The organism is Conexibacter sp. DBS9H8 (assembly GCF_023330685.1).
Taxonomy (GTDB): domain Bacteria; phylum Actinomycetota; class Thermoleophilia; order Solirubrobacterales; family Solirubrobacteraceae; genus Palsa-465.
Window position 1 is genome coordinate 375,145 of record NZ_CP097128.1, and the last position, 26,696, is coordinate 401,840.

Consider the following 26,696-nt stretch of genomic DNA (forward strand, 5'->3'; position numbering starts at 1 on the left):
GCCTGAACCGACGCGGAGCATCGGACCTGTAGTGGCGCACGTGCGCGTTTCCATGGCGCCAGATGACGTCGCTGGCCGTCGGATGCGGGGGCGCGAACTCCGCCCCCCTTGCGTACTTGACTCCGTTCTTGGTCCGTGTCGCACCGCGCCGGACCTCCCGACGAACGGCGCCCAGAAGTCCGCTCTGCTCCGTCTCAGGTGACATCGTCGAACTCGTTCGTTCCAGATCGTGACCCACGGACCGGCTCGTTGGCTTGAGCGCTCATTTGCGCGAGCTTCATCTCCCTCTGGACGACAGAGAGCTCCCGCACTTCGCTGGTGAGCACCGCCAACTGCTTGTTGAGACGCCGGATGTCTGATCGCGTGGGAATATTGGCGACCTTGAGCACGCGCTCACTGACGCCACCGACGATTCGACCCACGCCTCCACCGACGGATCGCTGGACCTTGAGGCCACGCACCATCACGTCGACATAGCGGCTGGACGCGGCGATCTCCTCGAGCGGCCCCGCGATCGCTCGTTCCACCTTGTCAAAGGCGCGCCACCAAGGAGGTTTCCCCGTGCTCACGATGCAATCCTAAGAGGACGGTACGGACATTGTCAACACCGCGGTTGACGGTTGAAGGTGCGGTCCGATAGTGGATCAAGCGGAAAGACGCCCTCGCGCCGCACCAATCGCGCAATCGCTGTGGCTCCCTTTGGAAGAACGACGTGCTCATCTGCCTCGATGCCCGTGACCGCTTCGACTGCCCAGTCCGCGGGACTCATCCGTTCCCACTTGGATGTATCCATGTATCGCCCGAAGATGGCCTCCGTATCGTCGAGAAGTACGGTGTCGACACTCGGGGTGACCAGGTGCATCACCTCGACGCCCGTATCCCGAAGCTCGCGCCGCATCGCCTCACTGAGCACGACCATTCCCGTTTTGGCTGCGGCATATGTGCTGACCGCCGGGAACACCGCATAACTGCCGATCGATCCGTTCATCACGATCTTGCCGCGACCGCGCGCGAGCATCCCTGGGATCACCTTCTGAGACAGATGGGCGACGGCCACGAGATTGACCTGAAACAGGGCGTAGAACGCTTCTGTGTCCTGCTCCTCGATCAGGCCGCCTGTCATGAGCCCGGCATTGTGAATGAGCAGATCGATTTGATTCAGCTCCTCGCCCATCGCGGCGCAGCACTCTTCGATCGAGTCCCGGCTCGAGAGGTCAAGGTGGACCGGACGCACCACGGAGGCGCGATCCGTCATCGGCTCGAACCGTTCCGGCTCACGCACCCCCGCGAGCACAACCTTCATGTCGCGCTTCGCCAGTTCGGCGACCAGAGCCAGGCCGATTCCCCGGCTGGCGCCCGTGACGAGCGCCGTGCATCCTCTGAGGTCCATCAGGCCTCGATGCGCTCGCTCAGGCGCTGGACCGAGAGTTCGACCAGGCGGAACTTCTGCACGCGGCCGGTGGCCGTCACCGGCAACTCCTCGATGGCGGCGACGATGACGCTCCTGGGAACCTTGAACCCCGCCAGCCGCGCCTGACAGTGCGCGACAAGCTCCTCCGGTACCGGAGGGCCGTCCGGGTCGACTGGCACGACCCACGCGCAGGCAACCTCGCCCATCCGATCATGAGGAATTCCCACCACATGCGCCTCGGCAACGGCCGGGTGCTCAGCCAACACGTTCTCAATCTCCTTTGGCATCACCATCTCCCCGCCAACGCGGAAGCTCTCTTTCAGCCGGCCCGTGAGTCGCAGAATCCCGTCAGCATCGATCGAACCGATGTCCCCGGTCCGGAGCCAGCCGTCCTGCGTGAACGCCAGTGCCGTCTCCTCCGGCTTCTTGTAATAGCCGTCTGTTACGACCATTCCACGGACGAGGAGGTGACCGCGTTCACCGGGGGCAAGGTCCGCGCCCGTCTGGACATCAACGGCCTTGTACGCCGCCACCCGGTAATCAAGCTCTGGGTCGCCCGCCAATCCGCCTGCGCGGAGGCGTCCGTTGGTGTTGCGAACGAACCACTCGTCGTCTTCCGGATTGGTGCAGGTCGTGGTGGCGGTCGTCTCGGTCATTCCGTAACCGGTGATCAGCTCGACACCGGGGCCGAACACGTCACGGATGTCGTCCCACACGCTCGGGGGCGCCGCGCCGCCGCTGGCAAAGACCGTCTGCACCGTCGAGATGTCATAGCCGCCGCGGCGATGCTCCGCGATCAACGGCAGCGCTACGGCCGGCACGGCCATCACCTCATGCACTTGATGTCGACTGATCTGCTTGAGCATGTGGGAGGCGTTGAAAGCCACCTGAGGGATGATCGCGCCGCCCACGAAAAGCGCAGCCATCAGGCCCTCCATATACCCGAACACGTGATACATCGGCATCGGGAAGGCAATCCGCCGGCCGTCCTCCAACGCCCGCTGGTAGGCGGCGGCGTAAGACTCGCGCACGACCTGATCGTGCTTGAGCAGCACGCCCTTGGGGCTGCCGGTCGTCCCGGATGTGTAGAGGATGTCCGAGTACGAGCTGACGTCGATCGTCGCAGCACGGCTTCTGAGCTCCACGGTCGAGGTCTCACGCCCGAGCGACTCGAGCTGTTCGAGCGAAAGCGTTTCGCGGCTGGGCGGGATCCGCTCGGGGCTGAACACCACAATCCGCCGGAGCTGGGGGAAATCACTGCCGAACCCGGCGTTCTCCCAGTCCGGTACGAGCGAATCAAGATGGCTGAGGTAGTCCAGGTCGCGGTGACGGTCCATCGTGATCAGGACCTTCGCGTCTGACTGACGCAGGACATACCCAAGCTCGGCGGCTTGGAAGAGAAAGTTGATCGGGATGCAGGTTGCACCGGCTCGCGCGATCGCGAATTTGATCGGAACGAACTCCGGATGGTTGGCCATCACAAGCGCGACATGGTCGCCCACGCCGACACCAAGCTCGATCAGACCAGCGGCGAGACGCTCAGACCACGATTGCACCTCGGCGTAGGTGTATACGCGCTCATCGGTGATCACCAACGGACGCTCAGGAAATTCAGCTGCCGCCCGATCGAGCGCCTGCGCGAGCGTCATCGGGATCCACGGGGCGTAGCGGGCTTGCAGGCGCTCCCTTCGCTCAGCGGCGGGTGCCAATCTGTTTCCCTGGGTCATGCTGTCTCCTTGTGCTCGCTGGCAACGTCCGCGTTGACAGGACACTACACCCGTCCCGGCGCCCCGTTCAACACGCCTATGGTTGAGGTGGATGAGCACAAGGCAAAAATCGTGGACGGTCGGACTCAAAGGCGGTCAGCCGATCATCCTGCGGCCGCTATCGGCCGCGGACAAGCCGCTCATTGCGGCCAGCTTCGACCGCCTGAGCGAGCCGTCGCGCTACCGACGGTTCTTTCTGCGCCTGCAACAGCTCCCTCCCGGCGTGCTCGAGGCTCTCATCGACGTCGACCATCACGATCGGGAGGCGATCCTGGCGGTCGCTCCCGTGACGGGCGAGGTACTCGGAGTAGCTCGTTACGGCCGTCTGAGTGCTGATGCCACGACGGCTGAAATCGCGGTCACCGTCGTTGACGCCTGGCACGGCCGAGGCGTCGGAGCCGCTCTGCTTGACAGGCTCGTCTGCCGGGCACGGCAGGAGGGCATTCGTCGGTTCAGCGCGCAAGTGCTTGGCGAGAATCCCGGAGCGCTCTCGTTGTTCGCCCACTTGGGGCAATCGGTCAGTGAGGTCGATCATGGGGTTATCGAGATGGTTGTCGAACTGCCCGCTCTGCCCGGCATCGGTGAGCGTCTGCGGAGCGCGTTACACCCGCGCGCGCTGGGATCCTCGAACCGGCCCGGATGATGAGCGACCGACTCGGCTAGGTCGAACTGCCCGTCTCACCGCGACGAACGGTCCGCTCGATTGCGTCGATGACGTGCGGCCATACGTCCCGGGGGAGGTCGTGGCCCATGCCGTCGATGACCATCAGCTCGGCATCAGGGATCGCGGCAGCGGTCGCATTCCCGCCGCTCACGTCGACGAGCAGATCGTCCGATCCGTGGATCACCAGAGCGGGGATCCGGAGCTTGCGCAGGCCGGGGGTTCGACCCGGGGCTGTGGCGACCGCAGCCGCCTGACGCAAGATGCCCCCCGGGTCATAGCAGCGATCAAACGCATGCCCCGCACGCCGGGTCAGCCACTGCTATGGAGCTCGAACCCGGCGAGGATGATCTATGGCGGCGTCTGGCAGAGCATGCCACCGAATGAGATTTCCACAAGGTGCGCCGAGTCGAACCCGAGCGCCGCGATCAACGCCGGCACATCAGCTGCCATGTTCGCGATCGATTACGGCAGTTCGGAGTCAGGCCCGAGCCTGCCGTGGTCGACCTCCAGTCCTAAATGAGTCGAATGCCCAACGTCACGATTGTCCAATCACCCTACGAACAGCCCGCGTCCGGAAAGCTGCTCGCAGAACTGTTCGTGCCAATAGTGCAGCTGTCGTCCAAGGCCCATCACGGGCGGATCACCGTGGACGCCGAAGCGTTCGGTAGTCGAGTTCAACGTCTCCGACGGCAGCTCGCTTCTCCCTGTTCACTCCGCTCGGCCGATCAGGAGTCGAGGCCCTGGATGACCTTGGTTTCAAGGTACGGCTCGATCCCTTCGATCCCACCTTCACGACCAATCCCGGACTGTTTGAAACCGCCGAACGGCTGGCTGGAGCAGATGGCCCAGGAGTTGACCGACATCTGACCGGTTCGCACCCGCCGCGCGATACTCTCGGCGAGCTCGACGTCCTCCGCAAAAACTGCGCCGGAGAGGCCGTACGGCGAATCGTTGGCGATCCGCACAGCCTCGTCGGTCGAGTCAAAGGGAATGATCGTCAAAACAGGTCCGAAGATCTCTTCCTGGGCGATCCGCATACTGTTGTCGACGTTGGCGAACAGCGTTGGCTCGACGTAAAAGCCGCGTTCGAGATGGGCTGGACGCCCGCCGCCGGTAACGAGAGTTGCGCCCTCCTCCCGGCCAATCCGGATGTATTCCTCCACCCGCGCGCGCTGCCGTTCAGCGGCCAGCGGACCGATGAAGGTGTCCGGTTCAGACGGGTCCCCCACCTTGAAGCCCTCCATCATCGCTTTTACGGCTGCCGTGATCTCGTCATGTCGTGAGCGCGGCACAAGAATCCGCGTGAGCGCGGCGCAGACCTGTCCAGAGTGGGCGATACCGCCTGGAATGATGATCGGCAGCACGTCCTCCATCGCAATCCCGTCCGCGATGATCGCCGCGGACTTGCCTCCCAGCTCGAGCGTCACACGAGCGATCCGCTCCGCGCACAATGCCATGATCCGTCGGCCGGCCGCTGTGGAGCCGGTGAAACTGACCTTGTCAACGTCACGGTGACGAACAAGATGCTCACCGACCTCGCGTCCCGCCGGCAACACGCTGACGACTCCCTCGGGGAAACCCGCTGCCTCAAGGGCCTCGGCGAGGATCATCACGTTGACCGGGCCCTCCGGGGCAGGCTTCAGGATCACCGGACACCCGGCAGCGAGCGCCGGGCCCATCTTCCATCCGGCTGTGGCCACGGGACCGTTCCACGGGATGATCGCTGCGGCGACCCCAACCGGCTCCTTGATCACCCGTACCGCTTCATCCTTCCACCGCCGCGTCTCCTCGAGGCTCACTCGCTCGTGGAGCGTGCCGGCCATCTCCCAGTTGCCGACGCCGATCGTGTGGAATGACTCACTGATGATGTGTGGGGCGCCCATTTCCACGGTCCAGGTCGCGATCAGCTCCGGCAGGCGCGCTTCGATCTCAGCGGCAGCCCGCAGCAGCACGGCACCGCGCTCGGCCGGCGTCAGCCTCGGCCATGGGCCCTCGTCGAACGCGACGCGAGCAGCGGCGACGGCGGCGTCCACATCGGCGTTCTGAGCTTCGGGAACCGTTGCCACGACCTCTTCCGTGATCGGCGAGACCACCTCGATGACCCTGTCACTGGAGGGTTCCACCCATCGGCCTCCGATCAACAGCTTCGAAAAGCTCCTTACCGCGTGCACTCCGGCCGTCGTAGTCATTCCCTCTCCTCTGTCTCTGTCGCGGCGCGTCGACGTTACAGCGAACGGCCGAGCAAGTCAACTACTGTGTTGACGGTGGTTGGCTCCGGAGCCGCGCTCTTTCCTGCTGATGCAGATCACGCAAGCGCGGCAGGAGACAGCAGCCAACGCCCCTACGTACCTCGCCCCGCCGTACATGGATGCCGGAGCCCGATCTGCACCTGGCAGATGCCACGTGCGGCGACTGCCACGCGTTAGCCTACGCACAGGATTTGGGCAATGCCGATTTTGAAGTGAACGACGTGCCATCCCCGGGCTGGGTGAATGGGAATGGATGACTCCACGCTGCGTGCGCTACGCCGACTTGAACAAGATGCCTGGACCGCCTCACAAAGGTACAGAGCACACGCGTCCGAAGCCACCTACCGCGAGCTCCGCCTCCAGGCAGAGACACTGAACCAAACCGAGGGCTGGATGTCAGAGGAGCTGTTCTCGTCGACTCTGCTCACCGTCGAAGAGGAGTGGCTGGTCGAAGAACTCAATGATCAGTACGGCGGCACGGTCCGTGAGCCTGGCCACCCGGTGGAGCGACTTCTTCGCAGGCTCGCCGCCTGGGCTCTCGGTACGCGACTCGCTGGCAGCGCCTTCCCAGATGATGCATCTCTGTGAACCGAGCCAAACCTCACCGTTGCCGCACCCACGCACAGGCGCGACCGTCGGGTTGGCTGGATTGGTGCGACGTCAAACTCCCGTTCACCAAGCATCGGCTTGGTCGATCGCCCGGAACGGTGCCCGGGATCGGCGCTTTCAAGCAACAGCTATGGATGACGAGCTGAGCATCGGCGCGGGAATGCAAAACATCCCGGCCTGACTTGGTGCACATTCGGGCCAGCCGTTCCTCCGGACCGGGCGGCCAGTACCCCGAGGTGACCGCCGTCCGGATCGAGGCGAGCATCGAATTGCGCGCACTCGAGAACCTCGGCGACGCTCAGCGCGCACGTTTGGAGGCACGCTTCGGCGCGCGGGCGAGCGCCATCGGCCAGGACACGCGCAGCCAGGCACGAGATCGGTAGTTCGCGCTCGAGCGGCTCGCCGCGAAGCCACGGGCCGCACTGACCCCGCCACCTCCGCGCCGTGCCTCACGTCCGACGCGGGCCAGCGTCGAGCGGCGGCTTCAGAGCAAGCGACGCCAGAGCACGCCAGGACCCGCGTCCTCCGCGGGACGCCTGAGATCACCCGCGCTGCGACTAATCAGATTTCTCTGAAAGATTGATGCTGTGAGACGGATGATCGCAACCGACGCCGCCAGGAGCTTCTCTGACGTGCTGAACAGGGTCGCGACCGGGAAGAGAGCGTAATCACGCGCGGCGGCGCACCTGTTGCTGTGATCTCGCCGCCCAAAGCCAAGCTGATGTCAGCAGCTCGCTTCCGCGAGTCGATCGCCGCAGGCCGATGCCTGACGCTGGGTTCGTCGGCGACGTTGAGGCCATCCGGCAGCCGGCGTGGCGCCTGAGGATCAGCGGCCGTCCTGCTCGACACGGCCCTGCTCGTGGACCGCGGGCGCGGCATCGCCAACCCGCAGGTTGATGCCGCCATAGGCGACGAGGACCGTGCCATGAGCGTGATCACCGTCAGCGAACTCCGGCACGGGGCCTACCGCGCGAAGGTGCGCGTCGCAGCGTGTGCGTCGAGCATCGGCTCGCCGGACCGCGGGCGCCTGAGATCACCGAGCATGTCGCTGCGCTCACGCCGACATATGGGCGCGGGCTCTCCGCGGGAGGTGAAGCCACCGGCGCGCACGACCCTTGGATCGGCGTGACCGTGTTGGATCACGGAATGGGCCTCGCCACCGGCAGTACCGGTAAGTTCAGACGGATCCCCGGCCTCCGACTCATCGCACCGCCCCGCTAACCGACGGGCTGCGTGCCATCGCATCCAGGGTGGGTCCCGGGCGGCCCGTCGGTGCAGGCCAAGTCTGACCCCACCAGACCCATTCCGTTGACGGCGGGGCTGCCGTCCCAGCGCGGTGCCGGCCTGCGCGAGAACCGACAGCATCCACTGCTCGAGCGCCTATCGGCTGCTCGTCAGCCCTGGCGCAACGAGGCGTCCTACCACGGGCTCAAGGACCCACGGCACGGATGAGAGCGCACACAACTGGTGGTGCCACCCCGACAAGGTGGCCGCTGACGATCGCCCAGCCGGTGGGGCCCCGGAGGGGCCGGTGTTGCTGCCTGTCGTCGGCGAGCTCGGAGCTGTCACCGGGACTGCCCTGGCTCGAGTTTCACTGCCGAGGCGGATTTGGGGACAGCTACGTCTAACTGTCTGAGTGGGACAGTTTCCAATAGCCGTGGAGCCTGAGATTTCAGCTGAGGAAACGGCCGCTTTGTACAGGCGCCCGCTCACTACTGTCCATCGGGCGAGGCTCCCGAGGCGGATGGGTGGCCGCGGGTTGCGCCCCTTGGGGTCAGCGGTGTTGAACCCAGAGGTTCTCTTCGTCGTACGTGGCCATGTCGGCCTCGCGGTCTACGTGGAGCAGGTTGAGTGCGTCAGGAACGATGTACTGGCCGGTGACCGGAAGTGGCATGTTGGCCCATTTTTCCCATTGTTCGACGCTGCCGGTGACCACCATCGAGTGCGTCGCTGGGCCGAGAATGGTTGCTCCGAGCCTCTGATGGGTCCGTATCCACGGGTCGATTGAGAGTCCGTCGGTTCGCTTCCAGGTTGCGTACTCGCCCATGCTCACGTTCGGGTATCGGTGTTTCCATGTCGGACGAAGCGGGGCGACCACGTGTGCGAGCCCCGCCGCCGTCGCTCGTGAGGTCAGAGCCTCCAGAACACGGGCAGCCAGCCCTTGTTTGTCAAAGTCCTGAGCGACCGCGGCGGCCATGAAGCTGAAGGCTGTCGGGCTCCGTCCGTGTTCGTGGTCCTCCACGGCGGCTACGAGCGCCGACCTGTAGCCACTGGGGAGCCCGGCGGGGGTTCCATCCCAAACGATGGGAACCCCCCAGCCGCCGGCGGCCACTTGGTCATCGCTCAGGAGCAGGATGTCGAAGTGCCCGAAGTAGGCCTCGACCCGGGGCATGTACTGCGGAGGTATCTCATCGTGGAAGATGAATTCCGGCCACCGCTCACGAAAAGCGCTGGCCGCAGCGCCCGCGAGGTCCGGTCGCTCGTTGGATGTCACCACCTCGAAGCTCATCGGGACTCAGCGGACGGAAACGGCGAGGACCGAGCAGGTGCTCACCTTCGGGTTGCTCGGGCAGTACTGGCTCCTGACCTTTAGCCGTACTGTCCCGCGCGTCCGGGCTTGGTAGCGGACTGTTTGTCCGTGCACGTCGGTGATGACGAGGACTGAGTTGGTTGGCTTCGGCACCGGGAAGGCACGGGTGACCTGGGTGCCGTTTCGGTTGCCGGCCACCAGCACGGTGAAGCGCTGCCCAGGATGGACCTGGACCTGCGGTGGGTGGGACCCCGGCATCTGGCCGGCACAGGAGCCTGACGGGATTTTGCGGCCGCCGACCGTGAACGTGTACGGGACGCCGCAGTTCGTCGACGCCGCGACTGAGGTCGTTGGGCTTGATGAACTCGCGCCGCATCCCGCCAGGGCCGCTGCCGCGGCCAAGCATGTGGCTACGCCGATGGCCTGAGCGCGGAGGTGGGTACAGGGCTGACGCGTGGTCATGACAACAAGACTACGTCGCGCATCGTCGTTCGTCACGACGGGGGCGACGGAGCTGTGGTCCGGGCCTCGCACGCGAGGCATGGTTCAGTTCGGGTTCCAGAGCTTGGCGAGCTTGATGACGCGTCCGTCGCGCTCGACGCCCCAGAACGCGAACCCGCTGACGGCACCGCCGCCTTGGCAGTGAACGGCTGCGCCCGTGAGGGACGCAAACTCACCTTCGCCTTGGACGCGGACGACCCCGGTCTGGGAGTCGAAGGCGGCGCGCCAGCTACGGCCTTTGTAGCTGCCGATGAGTGTTTCGTCCCCTCGCAGTCGCCCAGCAGCGACGAAGTCGCCAAGAGTTGCTTTTGCCTGTCGTCCGCCGAGCGAGGTCGGGGGTCGGCGGCGTCGTTGCCCCGGCATGTCAGAAAGGTTGATAGGGGGTGTTCTCGGCTCCGCTGCCCCGGTCAGGCGCCGGCGGCGCAGTTCGGCTTGGGCATCGCTGCGCAGGGCCGCCCAGCCGCCGTGGTTGTCAAAGGCGCTGGAGGAGGGAGCCCCGGTCTGGCCGGCAGCCCAGTCGTTGTAGCCGCGCTCGGTGCTGTGCTGGCGCGGGCGGAGCTGGTCGAGGTAGCGGACCAGCCAGTCGATGAGGTCGTCCCGAGGCTGGTCACGACGGCGGCGCTGTTCGCCGGGGCGTCCGGCGCCGATGTTCTGGGTGTAGTCCCAGCGCAGGTGACGGGGCGGAGGGCCGTCGGGGACAGGCAGGCCGGCGGCCCGGCGCCCGTCCTTCCACTCGGTGATGTAGGAGGCCCAGGTGCGGGTGCGGTCACGCGAGAGGGGGATGCCGTTGGCTTTGGCGAAGGCGTGCAGTTCGACGCTTGTCGGTTCGGTCTCGTAGTGCTCGTAGCAGCGTTCGAGCGCCTCGACGATGCTCAGCGGTCGCTGGCGGGGTGGCTGGTGGCCGCGGGCGGGTCGGGGGCTGAGTCCGGCGTGGCCGAGCGCACGGTCCCAGCTTCCCGCGACGGCAGCAATCTGGTCCTCAGTCGGGAGACGCAACCCCCCGCCGTGCACGGAGCGGCGGTCGGCGGCGAGCATCCGCGCCCGTTCGACCCGGTACGCACTCGGGCTGAGCGTCCGCACCCCGACACGGCGCGCGACGAGCGCGAGCACGTAGTCGCTGTATTCCGGGGTGAGCCACGAGCCCTGGCGCTCGTTGAGCGCCTTGCCAAGGGCGATGCGCTGAGCAGCGGACGGGAGGAACGCGAGCTCGCGCAGCTTTTCCCAGGAGAGGTCGAGGTGCTCACAAATGCGCCGCGCCGAAGGCGCATCCGGGAAGGTCTCACTGAGCGACCGAGCTTGGTCCCATGCCCGGGTGCTGATGCGCTCCGGGCTCACACCGCCCCCGGTCTCGGCGATGTCGCAGACCATCTGCAGGAGAACCAGCGGCTCAAAGGCCGATGCCGATTGCGACTGAGGCGCTGCAGTCGTCATACACCCCGGAAGGTAGGGGCCAACCGGGACGGCAGCGCCAGGCACAGCCGGTCAGGTTCTTTGCGCACGGAGCAGGAACGTTCGATGCTCTGGCGTCCTCGCCTGGGTAGCGTGGGGGGCATGCCAGCACGCCGGGACCCGGGGACCAAGGCGGAGTCGCGCCTCGCGCGCGCCCGGATGGCGCGTGGCGTGACCCAGGAGGAGCTGGCGGATGCCATCGGCGTATCGCTGCCAACCTACCGGCGGCTGGAGCGAAAGCAGACGAACAACCCGGGGTTGCGCTACCTGATGAACGCCGCCTTGGCGCTCGGGACCGACCTGGACGTGCTCATCGAAGACGAGTGGCGCGAGTGGATGGTTTTTGACCAGCAGCGGCCCGCCCCGCCGATGCCTGACGAGTTCTGGCGCCGCCCGTACCGGCCTTGACGGCCAGCCAACATCCTGTCTTCGGCTGCCGAGGGTGCTTATGCTCGACGCTGTGAACGAGTCGGAAAAGCTGAAGCCTTTCGAACTGGGGTCGCCCGGCCCCATGCGTGACCAGCTCGTAAGTGCCGTTCTCGCAGGCAAGAAGGTGGCGACATCAGCTTTGCTTGCACAGTACGAGGATGAGCAGGAGCCGCTCCCTGTCGCCGGCGAACTCTGCGCCATGATTGGGTCACGAGGAGAGTTCATCGCCACGGTGGAAATCGTGGATGTCTCCATCATGAAGCTCGGCGACGCTGACGACCGGCTGGCACATGAGGAAGGCGAGGGGTTCGAGTCAGCCGCGGACTGGCGCCTCGCTCACGAAGCCTTTTGGCGCCGTGATGTTCTTCCAGAACTTCGTCAGCCGCTGGTACTCGACGCGGACACCGAAGTCGTGGTCGAGCGCTTTCGCGTTGCCGACCGGCCCGGCCGCTGAGAAGCAGCCCGTGCCGGGCACGCCACTGCGCCGCTGTCTCACAGGGACTCCCAGCGCACTTCGCCGTCTTCCACCACATCTGTCGCCCGCAACCCGATGGCGTGCGCCACACGCTCTGAAGCGTGGTGGCCGGGATGGATGCGGGCCGACATGCGCGAGACACCGCAGGAGCGCAGCCAGGACACGACGAGGGCGGCGGCCTCCGTGGCGAACCCCTGTCGCTGATATGAGACGCCGATAACCCACGCAAGCACTGCAACGGTCTGACGTTCACGGACGCTGAGTGTCGCCTGCAACGCGCCGACAGCCTGACCGCTCGGGCGCATGCGGACCGTCCAGTTCAGCCAGCCTTCCCGACCATCAGGCGAATGGCCCACAGCTTGGCGCTCGAACCGAACCCGCAGCTCATCCGTGCTGACCGGCTTACCGCCTGTGAACTCGTGCAGAGCGAAGTCGTTCAGCACGGGAGAGAGTTCTTCCGCATGTTCGGGCCGTAGCGGCTCCAGGACCAGCCGCTCTGACTCAAGCCGCCCCGCCGTCATGTACTCGGCTGACCCCACGCGAAGCAGCGTACGACCGGCGCACGGGCTGCGCTCTCATCCACATCTCAAAGAGAAACGAGAGCCGGGGTCTCCTTCCGGCAGAACACCTTGGGAGCAGTCCGTCCGCACCTGGTGCGAACATGTGTTCGTATATGATTGGCTGTAGGTCAAGGTATTGAGCGGCTGTACTTCCGGTCGCACCTTCCTCCGGAGCTATCTGAAGAGCACTCCATGCCGCCGACCCGCTTCCAACCACCGGACCGTATGCCCGGCTCCACCGCGTTCGCCCGAGAGGACGCGCTGCGCGGCGGCCTCCAGATGGTCCAGCTCCTCAAAGCGAACCGCTGGCTGTGGAACGAGCTGCGGCGGGCGTGTGACCTGGACCACCGGCACGGGCGCCGGCGCCGGCGCGGCCACTGGGAGCTCATCGCGGTCGCCTTCGTCGTCTCTGACTACGTGGACATCCAGCCCTGGCATGACAACAGCACCGACGAGCTGTGGCAAGCCTGCGGCTTTGATGCCAAGCCTCACTACCGCACGACGTGGCGTCGGCTGCGTGAACTCGCTGACGTCGCCGACGAGTTCCTCACCGCTGCCGGCAAGCTCATCCGACGCGCCCGGGCGAAGGACCCGCTGTTGACGGACACGCTGGATGGTGATGACGGCGCCATCGAGGACGATGATCTGGGGAACGAACGACCAAACGACCAAAGGGTCTTCCGGCGGGGCTGGGTCCCGAGGAACGACAGCATCGAGACGGTAAGGGTCATGGGCGTGTCGTTGTGCGTCGCGCGTTGAGACCGCTGCGCTCTGGCTGGTGATGCTCGCCGCGACAGCGGCCGGGGGCTCGCGAGACGTCATTGGTGGGCGGCAGCGGTCTGGCGAGCATGCGACCCACTCGCGCGTAGCGGCCGCGACCCGGTGTCCTCAGAATCCGGGCGGGTCGCGCGGGCGCCCGTGCAACAGGCCCGTCAACGCGACGGCGAGCTCCCACGGCGACGCCGTGATCTCGAGCCGCAGACGGCACGCTCGGGCGGCGCAGCCGAGCGCGTCGACGGCCTGCACGAACGGCGACCCCGCCGTGAATGGGTGATCGGCTGAGGGCTCGAGTGCACGCGTCCAGAGCCGGGCTGTCGCGGCGACTGGTTCGGCGCGACGCGCGAAGGTCCGCAGCCACCCGCGCACCGTCCCGGGTGGTCGCTGCAGCGTGGTCGCGATCGTGCGGTGCCCCTGCCCGTTGGCCCTGGCCAGCAGCGCTCGGCCGATCACCTCCGCACCGTCGCGCCGACGCGCAACCGCCCAAGCCGGCAGCAACACGTGCGTCTGCTCGCAGCGCCGGCAATACACCCGCCGTGGGCGCAGCGAGCGGGTCTCGTGAAGCAGGCGAACCGTGCGCTCGCGCGCGAACCCCCACCGCGACAGCGGCCCGTCGCAGCCCGGGCAGCACAGACGCCCGGCGGCCAGATCGGCCTCGACCACCGCCGATTCCACGGTCATCGCCATCACGCTCACATCGCACCTCGATCATCCCCTGGTCCAGGCTCGCACGACCACCGCGCGGCAGCCAGGGGCAACTCGTGTTGGGAGCAATATCAGACCCCGACCGCACCCGTGAACGGCGCCACCACGATGGTGATCGTCAGCATTCCCGGTGACGCGACAGGCAGCGATCCGCGCACGCAAATTGCGGACGAACACCGCGATTCAGGCGATCATCACTATGACGCTGACGTCCACCGACATCAGCCGGTGACCGCATCACCACGCTCAATGGCGTTCGCGTCTCAAATGGTCACCATCGAACGTGTCGCTCAACACCCGCGAGTCATGGCGCACGTGCACTTCGACAACACCGAGGACGAAACCCACGCCTCGCTCGTACACGACTGCGAACCCGGCACCTGCCCCCGACGCGCCCGAGGGCACGCCGCCGGGCGTGGCCGCTCCGGCGCCGGCGCGCGGCCCACCCGGCAGAGCACCAAGACCTTCCGGGAGGACCGCCAAAAACTCAACACCCTCGACCCGGAAGTGGCCGACCGCGAGCGCAGCGCCCGAGAGCCCGCCGAAGCTGAACTGGTGGAGCGCGCCGGACGGATGGTCAAGCGCGTGAAGGTTGGGGAGTGCTGGTACCGGACCCTCGACACTGATGCCGGCATCCGCGCCTACGTGGGCCCGCGCGGTGCCAAGCGCTTCTGGCACGGCTACTACTCCGGCAAGGCCGTCTGTCACTTCACCGGCGGGGTCATTCCCATCGTCGAGAGCGCCAGCGTCCAGGAGCACTACATCTTCGACCGCCACTTCGACCTCGTGTGCGAGCTCGCCGGCGCCGCACCGCAGACCGCCATCGGCGACAAAGGCCTGTCCATCGAAAGTGCGTTCCGCAAGTGCACCACCAACGGGACCGCGCCCGTGTTCCCCTGGCGCAGCACCCCCGACGGCGTCCGCCACGACTACGAGACCCACGACCGCCACGGCATCCCCCGCTGCAAACACTGCGGCGCACCGACCACGTTCGTGCGCTTCTCCCCCGGCGACCGCAACCGGCCCGCCGAGCAGCGCCACCCACGGCTGTGGTTCAACTGCATGTCCGGCGTCACCCCTGCGTGCGCCAAGACCCAGAGCATCGCCTGCTCCACCGACTACCGACTGCTGGTGCCGCTGTGGCGCACCGACAAGCTCTACCACGAGCTCCGGGCCTCCCACGGCAGCTACGAGAGCGCACACGACTGGTGGCGTGACCGCTACAAGGTCGCCGCCGATGACCTCGGCCTGCGTCCCAAGGTCCGCGACATCGGCTTTCATCGCCTACGCGCCAACGCCGCCGCGCTCATCGAGTGGCTACGCATCTGCTACGTCGCCGGCTGGCTGGGCAATCCGGACCGCCGCACCCGCGAGGCGACCCGCAAGTTCAAGACCCGCGCCGAACGCATCGCGGTCCGGCTCGCCGAGATGCGCTACAGGATGGGCGTCATGGGTGCCTACGGCGAGGCCGCCGAACGGCTGGCGCTCGGGATGCGCACCCCACCCTCGCGCCGGCCGCGTGGCGCACCCGTAGGGCAGACCACGCTCGACATCCCGGACGCGTAAGCCCCGGGACGCTGAGCAGCTACACCGACAACGAGACCCAGCAGACCGGCCGCTTGAGGGGACCACCCCTGGGCGGCCGTCGCCGTTCTCGCCCTTCCGCGGCGCAGACCACCATCGTCAGCGGCCTCACACGAGGTGTCAGGTGGCGCTTCCACGCCGTGGAGTGACCTTCAGACGCCTATTGGAAACAGTTGCGTCTAACTGTCGGAGTGGGCCGTGCAGGAATCGAACCTGCAACCTTGGGATTAAGAGTCCCCTGCTCTGCCAATTGAGCTAACGGCCCGAGGGAGACGAGCATGTTAGCGGCGTCGCGACGCTTCCTCGGAGCGACCCGGCTCATCCTCGCCCGCGGGATGCCGATGCAGCCTCAGGTCCACCCACCTCGGGCGAGCTCAGCACTCGCCGGCGACCGCGGTCTGGGCGGTCGTAGCCGACGACTTGGCCTGGGTGAAGGCCTGCTTGATGTTGAGCTGCTCGAGCTTCGGCGTGAGGGCGACCGCCTTGGCGGCGGCCTCGTCACCGAGGGCCGTCCGCTTGGCAGCGTAGGCGGTGAGGGCGAGGCACTCATAGCCCTTGAGCTGACCGGGGGAGCCGGCGATGAAATCCTGCCAGGCGACCGTCGCGCCGGCGTAGTCACCGGTGATCGAGTAGGCGCGGGCGGCGAGCAGGGCGGTGCTCTGATTCGGAGTGCCCTTGACGAGGGCCGCATAGCGCTTCCAGGCGGCGAGCATCTTGACGAGCTCAGCCTTGCCTGAGGCGGTGAACGTGGCGGTCGTCGAGTTGTAGTTCGACCCGGACCCGGCGACCTGGTAACGGGCCTGCATCAGTGCCTGCCAGGCGGCGGGGGAGCTCGGGTCGGCGGTCACCTTCTTCTCGGCCGCCTTGAGGTCACTGGTGACGAGGCTGTTCTGAGCGGCGTTGCCGCTCGAGCTGTTTCCGGTGAGGGAGTTGAGGAAGCCGCCGTTGCCGTTGCCGGCCCCGACACCGAAGAGGATCAGGCCCCCGCCCATCAGGATGGCAAGGAACAGGTAGATGATCTTCACCGCGGTCCGGCGGCGGCGACTCTGAAGGTCAAAGAGCATTGCGCTGCCTAGCTTACCGTCGCGCGGAGGGAGCGCGGACTAGACCCGGTCGAGGTCGCGTTCGGGTTCGGGGTCGGCCGGGAGGGCCGCCTCGCGGCGCCGTGTCCGGTACTCGACGAAGTGCAGCAGCCCGATGCTCGCGAGGTACAGGGCGAGCAGCGGCACGGTCTCGGCGGTCATCGTCACCGGGTCAACCCCGGGCAGGGCGGCGACGACCACCGCAATGATCACGATCGCGTACCGCCAGTTGCCGGTGAGGGAGGAGGCGGTGATGACGCCGAGCTTCTGCAGGGCGAGCAGGAGCAGGGGCACCTGGAAGGCGAGGCCGATGCCGAGCATCAGCAGCACCTCGAACTTGTAGTAGCTGCCGGCCTGGACGAGAACGTAGAACTGGTTGGCGTTGTAGCCCTGGAGGAAGTGGATCGCCGGCGGCAGCACCTCGAAGTAGGTGAAGACGACGCCCATGGTGAACAGGACGGGCGCGGCAATCATCGCCGGCAGCGCCGCCCGGCGCTCCTCAGGCTTCAGCGCCGGCAGGACGAAGGCGTAGATCTGGTAGAGGATCAGCGGGAGAGTGATGAGGAGAGCGAAGTAGGCCGCGACCGTCAGGGTGGACGTGAAGGTCTCCCCGACCCCGATCGTCAGCGGCTTGCTCTTCTCCGAGGCGATCACCTTCGGCAGCTGACGCCCCGCTTGAGTCGCATCATGGGCGAGGGCCTGGGCGCCGGCGACCGCCAGCGGACTGACCCCACGGCTGGCCGTCAGGCCGCGGCTGAGCAACTGGGCGTCGGCGCCGATCCGCGAGAAGAGGTTCTCCTCCACCCGGTTCTGCTTGTCCGTGTTCGTCAGCGCGCTGTTGGCGTCGTGGGGCAGCGCGTTGTTGAGCAGGTTCAGCAGCGCATTGTTCTGCCAGAAGCAGAGAAAGAACGCGATGACGACCGCGATGCCGCAGACGATCAGGCGGTTGCGAAGCTCGTCGAGGTGGTCGACGACGCTGAGCCGCTCCTCATGGCTGATCGGGCGAAGCTTCATGGGAGGGTCGCCCCGCCGTGCGGCCTATGAGACGGTTTCGCGCTTCTCGGTCGTCTCAGCGGACTGGGACGACGGTGCGTCAAGGGTTTTGTCGGCGGAGCCGTCGGCGATCCCGCCCTTGAACTCCTTGATGCTCTCTCCGATCGACCGGCTCAGCATCGGCAGGCGCTTGGGCCCGACGAACAGCAGGATGATCAGCAAGATGATGATGCCGTCGGCAAACGGGCTACGGAACATTGCGGCTTTCCTTCGCGGTTTCCAGGACAGCCCAGTCTAACCCGTCGGGCCCGCCGGCCGCGCGCTCAAGCCGGACGGCCACCACGCCGATACCTCGGGCAGAGCATCATGGCCCGCCCGCACCCCCGCCCCCACCGTCACGCCGTCCGCCGCATCCTCCTGCCGTCGGGACGATCGATTGAGGTCGTCCGCTTTGAGCAGGAGACCGACCAGAGCGTTCGCCCCCTTCACGTCTGCCCCGACTGTGCCTGCGAGCTCATACAGCCCTCGGACTGGTCGGAGGCGGCCGACCACGGCTGGCGGATGACGCTCGGCTGTCCCAACTGCGGCTGGTCAGAGACGGCGACGTACCCTGCCGAGGCGGTCGAGCAGCTCGAGGCCCGCCTCGACAGCGGGCTCGAGGAGATGATCGACGACCTTCGCCGCCTCACCCACGCCAACATGGTCGCTGAGATGGACAGCTTCGTCGCCGCGCTGCGCCACGACGTGATCCTCCCGGAAGACTTCTGAGCTGATCAGCCGTTCCGGACGGTACGCCGCCGTGACGCGGCGTACCCTGAGCCGAAAGCGCCGGCCGGCCGTCGCCTCAGCGGTAGCGCTCGACGACCTGATCGGCGACGAGCTCGAGCGCGTCCCGTTGCGCTCGCGGCAGGACGGGCAGCTGCGCCTTGGCGGTGCGGACGAGCCCAAGCGCGTCAGTGCGGACCGCGTCGAGAACACCGGTGGCGATGATCTCGTCACACACCCGCGCGGCCGCCTCCGCGGTGCTGACGCCGCGAAGATCGAGCTCACCCAGGCCCCCCGCCCGCTCCCGGGCGAGGATCAGCGGCAGCGTCACGGTCCCGTCAAGGAGATCGGCGCCACGGGGCTTGCCGGTGCGCTCGGGGGGGCCGGTGACGTCGAGCACGTCGTCAAAGAGCTGGAACGCGAGACCGATCGACTCCCCGAACAGCCCGAGCGCGGCGATCCGGTCCGCGCGGGCGTCGACGGCAAGGCCGCCGAGCTCACAGGCGGCCCGGAACAGCTTGGCGGTCTTGAGCCGGCAGCGCTCGAGGTAGCGCTCGACCGTGACGGTCAGGTCCCAGGCGTCGGCGCGCTGGAGCAACTCGCCGGCGGCGAGGGCACGGGCGGCGTCGGCGAGGCTGCGGACAGCGGCGACCGATCCGCCGGCGGCGAGGTCGGCAAAGGCACGGGAGAACAGCAGGTCACCGGTCGCGGTCGCCGCGAGCCGGCCGCCACTGGAGACGACGGTCGGCCGCCCGCGGCGGAGATCGGCCCCGTCGAGCACGTCATCGTGGACGAGGGTGGCCGAGTGGATCAGCTCGACCGCGCAGGCGGCCCGGACGAGGGCGTCGGACTCCCGGACTGGGACCCCGCTGGCGAGGCAGACGAGCAGCGGGCGCAGGCGCTTGCCGCCCGCCCGGATCGTCTCGGCCCCGTGGCGGCCGAGCGTTGGGCCGAACTGGGCGGTGAGCGCGAGCATCCGCGTCTCAGCCGCGGCGAGGACCGAGGCGGCCCCATCCCCCCCGCTTTCGGTCACCCGGCCGACCACCACGGCGGGGTCGGCGCTCATCCGGGCACGGTCCCCACGTGCAGGGCGATGATCCCGCCGGCGGTGAGGATGTAGCGGACGTCGACGAGCCCGGCCGTCACCATCCGCTGTGCGAGCACGCCCGGGCCCGGGAAGCGGCGCACTGAGGAGGGGAGGTACGAATACGCGCCCGAGGCATCTCCGAGCACCCGCCCGAGGATCGGGACGAGCCGGTCGAACCAGAGCGCAAAGAAGGTCGACAGCGGCGGCTTCTGCGGGGTGGTGATCTCGAGCACGACGACCCGGCCGCCGGGCCGGACGACCCGGACCATCTCACTCAGTCCGCGGTCGAGGTCGGAGAAGTTCCGCGCCCCAAAGCCGACGGTCGCCGCAGCGAACCCGTCATCGGCGAACTCGAGCTCGAGCGCGTTGCCCTGCAGCCAGGTCACCGCACCGGTGGCGTCCTTGGCCTCAGCGAGGGAGAGCATGCCCGGAGAGAAGTCGACGCCGACGACGACGCCCGCGGGTCCGACCACGCGCGCCAGCGCGAGCGCGAGATCACCCGTCCCGGTGGCGACGTCAAGGACGCGGTCACCCTCCCGCACCCCGGACAGCTCAACCGCACGCGTCCGCCAGCGGTGGTGCAGGCCCGCGGTCATCACCGAGTTGAGAGTGTCGTAGACCCCGGCGATGCGGTCGAACATCGCCTGGACCTGCGGCTCCTCGAGTGTGCCCGGGGCAGCCATCAGGAAAGGAACCTGTCGTCGCCGCTAGTGCAGCAGCGACAGGAACTCGACGAGGTACTTGAACTTCTTCGGGGACTGCTGGGCGAGGCCGGCAAAGGACGGCATCGGCGCGGTCGGATTGCGCAACGTCGCAGCGATCCCGCCGGGCTCGAGGATCTTGGCGATGTGGGTGAGCGGCGGACCGGGCCCGTTGTTGCCGTAGTCACCGATCAGGTGACAGCCGAGGCAGCCGGACTCACCGACGACGATCTCACCGGCGTAGAACGCGGTGCGCTCGGAGGCGGTGAGCCCGGAGGGCGGGGTCACCTGCACCTCATTCGGGGACCCGGTGCTCGACCCCTCGACGGTGAGGAAGGCGATCGTCACGATCGTCATCAGGCCGGCGGCGAGGGCGAGCGGCCGCTTGGTGATGAGCCGCTCGGGGCTGCGATCGTAGATCGGCAGCAGGAACAGGCCGAGCATACACAGCGTCGGGATGCCGATCGCCGCGAACGGCGTGTACTTCGGCACCTCCTTCATCACCCGGAAGACCTCGAACAGGAAGAAGAAATACCAGTCCGGCCGCGGGACGTACGTCGTCGTCGTCGGGTTGGCCTTGGGACCGAGTTCCGCCCCGAACTCCATGGACAGGAACATGATCACGAGCATGACGATGACCGCCATGATCGAGTCCTTGGCCACGGCGTAGGGGAAGAACGGCTTTCCCTCGTTCTTGAGGATCGAGTACTCGCGGAGGTACTGCTCCTTCTCGGACTGGTTCATGTCCTCAGACCTCCACGGTGGTGATCGCGGCCTCGGGTTCCTGCGCCTTGAGCCACGGGGGGGCGGAGATCCCGAGCTTGGCCACCAGGTACAGGTGGAAGCCGATCAGGGCCGCCATGATCCCGGGGATCAGCATCATGTGGATCGCGTAGAAGCGACTGAGCGTCGTCGCCCCGAACTCGGGACCGGCCCGGAGGAAGTCCCCGATGTATGGCCCGAGGAACGGCGCCGTGTTGTTGATGTTGACGCCGACGATCGTCGCCCAGTAGCTGCGGTTGTCAAAGGGCAGCAGGTAGCCGGTGAAGCCCATCGCGAGGGTGAGGATGAGCAGAACGACGCCGATGATCCACGTGAGCTCTCGCGGATACTTGTAGGCGCCGAAGAAGAACACGCGGCCCATGTGCAGGAAGATGAGGACGATCATCACCGACGCGCCCCACTTGTGCATGCCGTGGACGAACTGGCCGAGGAAGACGTTGTCGTTGATGTTGCGGATCGACTCGTACGCGCCGCCGTTGACGTTCGGCTGGTAGTACATCGCCAGGAACACGCCGGTCACCGCCTGGTTGAGGAAGGCGAACAGCGTCGCGGAACCGAGGGTGTAGGCCCAGTTGATCCCCTTGGGCACCTTCCGGTACATCATCCAGCGCAGACCGGGGGAGATCTGGGTGCGCTCGTCCAGCCAGTCGACGACCGTCAGCCCACCCTCGGCGAGGGCGTCCGCCGGGTGCATCGGGCTGCCGTCCGGCTCGGTCGGCTGCAGCGGCTCGGGAACGAGCGGTGTCTTGGGTACTGAGGCCATGGATCAGGTCCCGGGGATCGGAGGTGGAGCGGGAAGATTGGTGACGGGGGGGAGGACGGCCGTGCTCATCCGCGGCGGGTACAGGTACTGGCCGATGCCGTTGAGCGGCTCGCCTGGGTCACGCGGGGAGAAGATCTTCAGCTGGTCGTTGACGCTGTAGCGGGGACCGAGGTAGACGTAGCCGTTGTGCTCGTAGGTGTAGAAGCGGTCGAGCGGGCGGACCGGAGGACCCCCGGCGACCTGGCCGCGGAAGTTGTAGACCCCGCCGTGGCAGGGGCAGATGAACCGCTCTGCGGCCTGGACGTAGCGGACCGGGCAACCGAGGTGCATGCACCGGCTCGAGAGCGCGATGTAGTTGTTGTACTTCGTGTGCGGCTCGGTGTCGATCTGCGGGTCCCGCTTGCGAACGTAGGCGATCGACTTACCCGCGTCCCCGATGCCCTCGACGATGTCGATGACCTTGGTGACGTAGTTGGTCTCGGTGAAGTCGGCGGGGGTGCCGACGATCTGCCAACCCAGCGGGAGGGTCTTGAACACCGGGCCGAGGGCGAAGCCCAGTGCGGGCAGCGCGAAGGCGGCGACGGCGATTCCACCCGCCCCCTGGGCGGTGAGGTTCATGAAGCGGCGGCGGTTGACGGTCTCGCCCTCAAAGGCGCCCGGCATCCCGCGTTCTTCGGTGTATTTGGAGGACTGTGCGTGACGATCTGCTGGCATCTCAAATCCTGCTCCGGGGACGGTCGGCGTCCGTTGCCGCGCAAAGCCTACCGAGAATCGTCCGGCGGGTGCGTGCCGGTCCAATACCGTCCGCCCCGGACGGTATGGAGTGCCTGCTCCCATGCGGATTTCGCGTGCTCGCGGTCACCGCGCGCGTAGGCGCTGGCGACCGTCGAGATCGCGTCCCCGAGGATCACCGTCGCCCGCAGATCCCCGAGCTGGGCGAGCGCGCCGAGTCCGGCGGCGTAGCGCTCGTCACCGCGCAGGAGGTCGAGGTCGGGGTCGGCCGAGCCGTCGCTCTCGTAGTGGAGGCGCACACCCGCGCTGATGTCGGCGAGCAGCGCCTCATAGGCGGCCCGATCCCCGGCGGGGCCCATCAGATCGCCGCCAGGGCGGCGCCCGCCGCGGCGATCGTCGCATCGACATCGGCGTCGGTGTGGGCCAGGGACGGGAACCACGCCTCGAACTGGGACGGGGGCGGGTAGACCCCGCGGGCGAGCAGTTCCCGGCAGAAGGCGCCGTAGGTCTCGAGGTTGGACTCGCGCGCCTGAGCGTAGTCCTCGGGCGCATCGGCCCGGAAGAACGGGGTGAGCAGGCCGGGGACGGCGCGAACGCTGAGCGGGTGGCGGCCCACCTGGGCCGCCACCTCCCGGAGCCCGGCCGCGAGGCGGTCGGTGAGCGCGGCGAGCCGGTCATAGGCGGCCCGGTCCAGACGCGCCAGCGTCGCGAGGCCTGCGGCGACCGCGAGCGGGTTTCCCGACAGCGTCCCGGCCTGGTACACGTCCCCGGCCGGAGCGATCCGTTCCATGTGCTCGCGCGAGCCCCCGTAGGCGGCGGCGGGCAGTCCGCCGCCGATCACCTTGCCCATGATCGTCAGGTCGGGCGTGATCCCGAGCCGGGCCTGGGCCCCGCCGCGGGCGACGCGGAAGCCGGAGATCACCTCGTCGAAGACGAGCAGCCCGCCGTTGGCGCGGATCCCGTCAGCGAGTAACTCGAGGAACCCGGGGGCGGCCGGGACGAGCCCCATGTTCGCCGGGATCGGCTCGACGAGCACGGCGGCAAAGCGGTGACGGGCGAGCGCCTGGGTCAGCGCCGCGGGGTCGTTGAAGGGGATCGTGATCGTCGCCGCCGCGACGCCGGCCGGGACACCCGGGCTGGCGGGAATCCCCTGCGTGGCAAGGCCCGAGCCGGCGTCGGCGAGGAGGCCGTCGACGTGTCCGTGGTAGCAGCCGGCGAACTTCAGCAGCGTCTCGCGACCGGTGACCGCGCGGGCGAGGCGGATCGCCGACATCGCCGCTTCGGTGCCCGATGACGTCATCCGGACCATCTCGACGCCGGGCATCGCCGCGACGATCGCCTCGGCGAGCAGCACCTCCCCGGGGGTCGGCGCGCCGTAGCTCGTCCCGCGCCGGGCCGCCTCGCTGACGGCGGCGACGAGCTCCGGGTCGGCGTGGCCGAGGATCAGCGGCCCCCACGAGCACACCCAGTCGATGTACTCGTTGCCGTCGACGTCCCGGATGTGGGACCCCTCCGCGGAGGCGATGAACACCGGGTCGCGGCCGATCGAGCGCATCGCCCGCACGGGCGAGTTGACCCCGCCGGGCAGGACCGCAAGCGCCCGCGCCTGCCACTCAGCAGAGGCGCTCACGGGCACCCCCATCTGCCGCGGGGCGGAGCCGAGAGCGGCTCACACGCCGGCGTGGGTCCGTTCCCACGCCCGGAACTCGTCGGTGAAGTACTGCAGGCGGATCTTCTTGAACTCGGTGGAGGAGTACAGCGTCGCCCGCTCGGTGATGCCGGTCGCCTCCGCGATCGAGTCGAGGATCGCGTCGCACTCCTCCTTGGAACGTCCGTGAGCCATCGTGAAGACGCTGTAGGGCCAGTCGGCGTAGGTCGGCCGCTCATAGCAGTGGCTGATCCCGCGGAAGGAGGCCATCTGCAGGCCGAGCTCGAGGGTGCGGTCAGCCGGCACCTTCCAGACGCCCATGCCGTTGGCGGAGAACCCGGCGCGGCGGTGGAAGAGGATCGCCGCGACCCGGCGCAGCAGGCGGCGCTGCACCATCCCCTCGAGGTGGGTCAGCAACGCCTCCTGGCTGATGCCGAGCGCGGCCGCGGCGGGCCCGTAGGGCTCGGAGATGACCGGCAGGTCCCCCTGGGTGGCCCGGATCACCGCTCGGTCGAACTCGTCGTAGGGTTGGGGGTCGACGTCGGCGGGGGCGACCGCCTCACCGACCGGAGCGGCAAGCGTCGCCGTGCTCGCCTCCATCTCCAGGTCCATCCGGATCTTGAACAGCTTCAGGGTCGGCAGCTGCCGGATCGATTCGGCTCCGGCGAGCTCCCCAAGCCGCTCGAGGGTGCCCTCGAGACCGAGCGGGGAGTCCGGCTCGGTCGCGATCGTGAACCAGATGTTGAACTCGTGGTTGCGCAGGTAGTTGTGGGAGACGCCAGGGTGGGCGTTGATGATGTTCGCCGCCCGCCACGGGTTCTCGGGCTCGACCTTGGCCGCCACGAGCATCGAGGAGAACCCGAGCGCGCGCGTGTCGAAGATCGGGGTGACCTGACGGATGATCCGCTCATCGAGCAGCCGGCTGACCCGGCTGAGGACCTCCGCCTCTGAGATCTCGGCGAGGGTCGCGACGTGCTGGTAGGGGCGCGCGGCGATCGGGAACTTCCCCTGCATCAGGTTGAGCAGGCGCCGGTCCGTGTCGTCGAGGGGGACGGCGGCTCCTCCGCTGCGCTCGCGCAGCTTCGGGGCGAAATTGGACGAATCGCCGGTCGGGGTTCTGATTCCGTCGTCTACAGCCATCTCGCCGCTTCCTTCGCGTAGTAGGTGATGATGATGTCCGCACCGGCACGCCGGATCGCGGTGAGCGTCTCGAGCACCGCGGCGCGCTCGTCCAGGAACCCGGCCGCGGCGGCGGCCTTGAGCATCGCGTACTCGCCGCCGACGCTGTAGGCCACCAGCGGCATCCCGGTTCGCGCCTTCACCGCGCTGATCACGTCGAGGTAGGCGAGCGCCGGCTTGACCATCAGCAGGTCCGCCCCCTCGGCCATGTCCAGTTCGGACTCGCGCAGCGCCTCGGCACCGTTGGCGGGGTCGAGCTGGTAGCCGCGGCGGTCCCCGACGCTCGGCGCCGAACCGGCCGCCTCCCGGAACGGTCCGTAGAAGGCCGAGGCGAACTTGGAGGAGTACGCCATGATCGGGGTGGCCGAGAAACCCTCCTCGTCGAGGGCGCGACGGAGGTGACCGACCCGCCCGTCCATCATGTCCGACGGGGCGACGATGTCGACCCCGGCGGCGGCCTGGGCGATCGCCGCCCGGGCGAGCAGCTCGAGCGTCGCGTCGTTGTCGACGGTGACGGTGGCGTCCCCACCCCGGCGCAGCACCCCGCAGTGGCCGTGGTCGGTGTACTCGCACAGACACAGGTCACAGACGACGGTGAGATCCGGCAGGGTCGCCTTGATCGCGCGGGTGGCGACCTGGACGATCCCGTCGGGGTCATAGGCGCCACTGCCCTCGGGGTCCTTCTCGGCGGGGATGCCGAACAGGAGCACCGCGCCGATGCCGAGGCGGGCGATCTCCGCCGCCTCCTCCACCGCGGCCTCCACGGACAGCCGGTCGATCCCCGGCATCGTCGCGATCGGCTCGCGGATGACCGCCCCGGCGCCCGAGAGAACCTCGGAGATGAACAGCGGGGCGATCAGGTCGCCGGGCTGCACCCGGGTTTCGGCGACGAGCGCCCGGAGGGCGGGGGTCGCCCGCAGCCGACGCATCCGGGTCTGAGGAAAGCCCATCACCGTTGATGGTAGAGACGCCGGCGGTTCGGCGACCTCCGCGCCGGTAGGCTCCAGGGATGCCCAACGACCTGCAGCGACGCACACCCCGCCACGTACGGGAGGCCAAGGCGTTCCGGACCCTGCAGCTCGGGGCGATCACCGGAACCGGATTCATCGTCACGACCGTGCTCGCGATCCTCGGAGCGATCGGGGACAGCCCGGCGATCCTGCTGCTCATCCTCACGGTGATCCTCGCCGTGCGGTTCCGCCGCCTCACCGGGCTCGGGCGCCGGCCGTCCCGCTGACCGATCCGCCGCCGCCC

General features: G+C 67.7%; 31 protein-coding genes and 1 tRNA gene. 9 read left to right on the forward strand and 23 right to left on the reverse strand.

Features of this window, described 5'->3' with window-relative positions; all coding sequences use genetic code 11:
* Positions 1-194: 194 nt before the first annotated feature.
* From M3M55_RS01760 to M3M55_RS01770, 3 genes are read right to left on the reverse strand one after another with little or no spacing between them, the layout of a single operon-like run.
* Complete coding sequence (locus tag M3M55_RS01760; RefSeq protein WP_249011106.1) at positions 195-569, reverse strand: hypothetical protein; 375 nt, start codon at positions 567-569, stop codon at positions 195-197.
* Between the two features lie 32 nt (positions 570-601).
* Complete coding sequence (locus tag M3M55_RS01765; RefSeq protein ID WP_249011107.1) at positions 602-1,390, reverse strand: SDR family oxidoreductase; 789 nt, start codon at positions 1,388-1,390, stop codon at positions 602-604.
* Positions 1,390-3,138: a class I adenylate-forming enzyme family protein gene (locus tag M3M55_RS01770; RefSeq protein ID WP_249011108.1), complete on the reverse strand. Its 1,749-nt coding sequence runs from the start codon at positions 3,136-3,138 to the stop codon at positions 1,390-1,392. The genes M3M55_RS01765 and M3M55_RS01770 overlap by 1 nt, the downstream gene beginning before the upstream one ends.
* A 91-nt stretch (positions 3,139-3,229) precedes the next feature.
* On the opposite strand from M3M55_RS01770, the gene M3M55_RS01775 reads away from it, so the two are divergent.
* On the forward strand, positions 3,230-3,820 hold the full coding sequence (locus M3M55_RS01775; RefSeq protein WP_249012436.1) for a GNAT family N-acetyltransferase: 591 nt from the start codon (positions 3,230-3,232) through the stop codon (positions 3,818-3,820).
* A 16-nt stretch (positions 3,821-3,836) separates the two neighbouring features.
* On the opposite strand, the gene M3M55_RS01780 is transcribed toward M3M55_RS01775, so the two are convergent.
* A complete protein-coding gene (locus tag M3M55_RS01780; protein WP_249011109.1) occupies positions 3,837-4,025 on the reverse strand; it encodes an alpha/beta fold hydrolase in 189 nt (62 codons plus the stop codon).
* A gap of 541 nt (positions 4,026-4,566) precedes the next feature.
* Positions 4,567-6,030, reverse strand: coding sequence for an aldehyde dehydrogenase (locus M3M55_RS01785; RefSeq protein ID WP_371878719.1), 1,464 nt, complete (start codon positions 6,028-6,030; stop codon positions 4,567-4,569).
* A 453-nt stretch (positions 6,031-6,483) separates the two neighbouring features.
* Here M3M55_RS01785 and M3M55_RS01790 point away from each other — a divergent pair, with 453 nt between their 5' ends.
* Positions 6,484-6,678: a hypothetical protein gene (locus tag M3M55_RS01790; protein WP_249011111.1), complete on the forward strand. Its 195-nt coding sequence runs from the start codon at positions 6,484-6,486 to the stop codon at positions 6,676-6,678.
* 206 nt (positions 6,679-6,884) lie between these two features.
* Positions 6,885-7,082 (forward strand): hypothetical protein, encoded by a 198-nt coding sequence (locus M3M55_RS01795; RefSeq protein WP_249011112.1) that lies wholly within the window; start codon positions 6,885-6,887, stop codon positions 7,080-7,082.
* Positions 7,083-7,525: 443 nt separating this feature from the next.
* Here M3M55_RS01795 and M3M55_RS17390 read toward each other — a convergent pair whose 3' ends face one another.
* From M3M55_RS17390 to M3M55_RS01805, 3 genes are all read right to left on the reverse strand, one after another.
* The gene (locus tag M3M55_RS17390; RefSeq protein WP_256469030.1) at positions 7,526-7,657 is read right to left on the reverse strand and encodes a hypothetical protein; all 132 of its coding nucleotides are present in this window, start codon (positions 7,655-7,657) and stop codon (positions 7,526-7,528) included.
* 816 nt (positions 7,658-8,473) lie between these two features.
* A complete protein-coding gene (locus tag M3M55_RS01800; protein ID WP_249011113.1) occupies positions 8,474-9,208 on the reverse strand; it encodes a hypothetical protein in 735 nt (244 codons plus the stop codon).
* Between the two features lie 567 nt (positions 9,209-9,775).
* Entirely contained in the window at positions 9,776-11,161 is a 1,386-nt protein-coding gene (locus M3M55_RS01805; protein WP_249011114.1) for a hypothetical protein, read from the reverse strand.
* A 120-nt stretch (positions 11,162-11,281) separates the two neighbouring features.
* On the opposite strand from M3M55_RS01805, the gene M3M55_RS01810 reads away from it, so the two are divergent.
* Both M3M55_RS01810 and M3M55_RS01815 read left to right on the forward strand, forming a co-directional pair.
* Positions 11,282-11,587 (forward strand): helix-turn-helix domain-containing protein, encoded by a 306-nt coding sequence (locus M3M55_RS01810; protein WP_249011115.1) that lies wholly within the window; start codon positions 11,282-11,284, stop codon positions 11,585-11,587.
* Between the two features lie 52 nt (positions 11,588-11,639).
* Entirely contained in the window at positions 11,640-12,062 is a 423-nt protein-coding gene (locus M3M55_RS01815; RefSeq protein ID WP_249011116.1) for an ASCH domain-containing protein, read from the forward strand.
* 38 nt (positions 12,063-12,100) lie between these two features.
* Here the strand turns inward: M3M55_RS01815 and M3M55_RS01820 are convergent, their stop codons facing one another.
* On the reverse strand, positions 12,101-12,604 hold the full coding sequence (locus tag M3M55_RS01820; RefSeq protein ID WP_256469065.1) for a GNAT family N-acetyltransferase: 504 nt from the start codon (positions 12,602-12,604) through the stop codon (positions 12,101-12,103).
* Positions 12,605-12,868: 264 nt separating this feature from the next.
* Here M3M55_RS01820 and M3M55_RS01825 point away from each other — a divergent pair, with 264 nt between their 5' ends.
* Positions 12,869-13,402, forward strand: a complete 534-nt coding sequence (locus tag M3M55_RS01825; protein ID WP_249011118.1) for a hypothetical protein — start codon at positions 12,869-12,871, stop codon at positions 13,400-13,402.
* A 129-nt stretch (positions 13,403-13,531) separates the two neighbouring features.
* Here the strand turns inward: M3M55_RS01825 and M3M55_RS01830 are convergent, their stop codons facing one another.
* Entirely contained in the window at positions 13,532-14,101 is a 570-nt protein-coding gene (locus tag M3M55_RS01830) for a DUF6431 domain-containing protein (protein ID WP_249011119.1), read from the reverse strand.
* 132 nt (positions 14,102-14,233) lie between these two features.
* Here M3M55_RS01830 and M3M55_RS01835 point away from each other — a divergent pair, with 132 nt between their 5' ends.
* Positions 14,234-15,691, forward strand: a complete 1,458-nt coding sequence (locus M3M55_RS01835) for a hypothetical protein (protein WP_249011120.1) — start codon at positions 14,234-14,236, stop codon at positions 15,689-15,691.
* Positions 15,692-15,901: 210 nt separating this feature from the next.
* Here M3M55_RS01835 and M3M55_RS01840 read toward each other — a convergent pair.
* The 4 genes from M3M55_RS01840 to M3M55_RS01855 all read right to left on the reverse strand — a co-directional run bounded on the left by M3M55_RS01840 (position 15,902) and on the right by M3M55_RS01855 (position 18,042).
* A tRNA-Lys gene (locus tag M3M55_RS01840) sits at positions 15,902-15,974 on the reverse strand.
* Positions 15,975-16,083: 109 nt separating this feature from the next.
* The gene (locus M3M55_RS01845; protein WP_249011121.1) at positions 16,084-16,773 is read right to left on the reverse strand and encodes a hypothetical protein; all 690 of its coding nucleotides are present in this window, start codon (positions 16,771-16,773) and stop codon (positions 16,084-16,086) included.
* A gap of 39 nt (positions 16,774-16,812) precedes the next feature.
* Positions 16,813-17,805: a twin-arginine translocase subunit TatC gene (tatC, locus tag M3M55_RS01850; RefSeq protein ID WP_249011122.1), complete on the reverse strand. Its 993-nt coding sequence runs from the start codon at positions 17,803-17,805 to the stop codon at positions 16,813-16,815.
* A gap of 24 nt (positions 17,806-17,829) precedes the next feature.
* Positions 17,830-18,042, reverse strand: coding sequence for a twin-arginine translocase TatA/TatE family subunit (locus M3M55_RS01855; RefSeq protein ID WP_249011123.1), 213 nt, complete (start codon positions 18,040-18,042; stop codon positions 17,830-17,832).
* A gap of 108 nt (positions 18,043-18,150) precedes the next feature.
* Between M3M55_RS01855 and M3M55_RS01860 the strand changes: the two genes are divergently transcribed.
* Positions 18,151-18,552 carry a hypothetical protein gene (locus M3M55_RS01860; RefSeq protein WP_249011124.1) on the forward strand — a complete coding sequence of 134 codons (402 nt, stop codon included), beginning with the start codon at positions 18,151-18,153 and terminating at the stop codon, positions 18,550-18,552.
* A 76-nt stretch (positions 18,553-18,628) separates the two neighbouring features.
* On the opposite strand, the gene M3M55_RS01865 is transcribed toward M3M55_RS01860, so the two are convergent.
* From M3M55_RS01865 to hemB, 9 genes are read right to left on the reverse strand one after another with little or no spacing between them, the layout of a single operon-like run.
* Entirely contained in the window at positions 18,629-19,615 is a 987-nt protein-coding gene (locus M3M55_RS01865; protein ID WP_249011125.1) for a polyprenyl synthetase family protein, read from the reverse strand.
* Positions 19,612-20,319: a bifunctional demethylmenaquinone methyltransferase/2-methoxy-6-polyprenyl-1,4-benzoquinol methylase UbiE gene (gene ubiE, locus M3M55_RS01870; protein ID WP_249011126.1), complete on the reverse strand. Its 708-nt coding sequence runs from the start codon at positions 20,317-20,319 to the stop codon at positions 19,612-19,614. Before ubiE ends, M3M55_RS01865 begins: the two co-directional genes overlap by 4 nt.
* Positions 20,320-20,343: 24 nt before the next feature.
* On the reverse strand, positions 20,344-21,081 hold the full coding sequence (locus tag M3M55_RS01875) for a cytochrome B (RefSeq protein ID WP_249011127.1): 738 nt from the start codon (positions 21,079-21,081) through the stop codon (positions 20,344-20,346).
* Between the two features lie 4 nt (positions 21,082-21,085).
* Positions 21,086-21,883 carry a cytochrome b N-terminal domain-containing protein gene (locus tag M3M55_RS01880; RefSeq protein WP_249011128.1) on the reverse strand — a complete coding sequence of 266 codons (798 nt, stop codon included), beginning with the start codon at positions 21,881-21,883 and terminating at the stop codon, positions 21,086-21,088.
* A gap of 3 nt (positions 21,884-21,886) precedes the next feature.
* On the reverse strand, positions 21,887-22,597 hold the full coding sequence (locus M3M55_RS01885; RefSeq protein WP_249011129.1) for a ubiquinol-cytochrome c reductase iron-sulfur subunit: 711 nt from the start codon (positions 22,595-22,597) through the stop codon (positions 21,887-21,889).
* A 47-nt stretch (positions 22,598-22,644) separates the two neighbouring features.
* A complete protein-coding gene (locus tag M3M55_RS01890) occupies positions 22,645-22,974 on the reverse strand; it encodes a hypothetical protein (protein WP_249011130.1) in 330 nt (109 codons plus the stop codon).
* On the reverse strand, positions 22,974-24,257 hold the full coding sequence (hemL, locus tag M3M55_RS01895; protein WP_371878720.1) for a glutamate-1-semialdehyde 2,1-aminomutase: 1,284 nt from the start codon (positions 24,255-24,257) through the stop codon (positions 22,974-22,976). Before hemL ends, M3M55_RS01890 begins: the two co-directional genes overlap by 1 nt.
* 27 nt (positions 24,258-24,284) lie before the next feature.
* Complete coding sequence (locus M3M55_RS01900) at positions 24,285-25,403, reverse strand: AsnC family transcriptional regulator (protein ID WP_249011132.1); 1,119 nt, start codon at positions 25,401-25,403, stop codon at positions 24,285-24,287.
* Positions 25,394-26,392: a porphobilinogen synthase gene (gene hemB / locus M3M55_RS01905; RefSeq protein ID WP_249011133.1), complete on the reverse strand. Its 999-nt coding sequence runs from the start codon at positions 26,390-26,392 to the stop codon at positions 25,394-25,396. The genes M3M55_RS01900 and hemB overlap by 10 nt, the downstream gene beginning before the upstream one ends.
* Positions 26,393-26,451: 59 nt before the next feature.
* Here hemB and M3M55_RS01910 point away from each other — a divergent pair, with 59 nt between their 5' ends.
* Positions 26,452-26,679 carry a hypothetical protein gene (locus M3M55_RS01910; protein ID WP_249011134.1) on the forward strand — a complete coding sequence of 76 codons (228 nt, stop codon included), beginning with the start codon at positions 26,452-26,454 and terminating at the stop codon, positions 26,677-26,679.
* Positions 26,680-26,696: the final 17 nt, after the last annotated feature.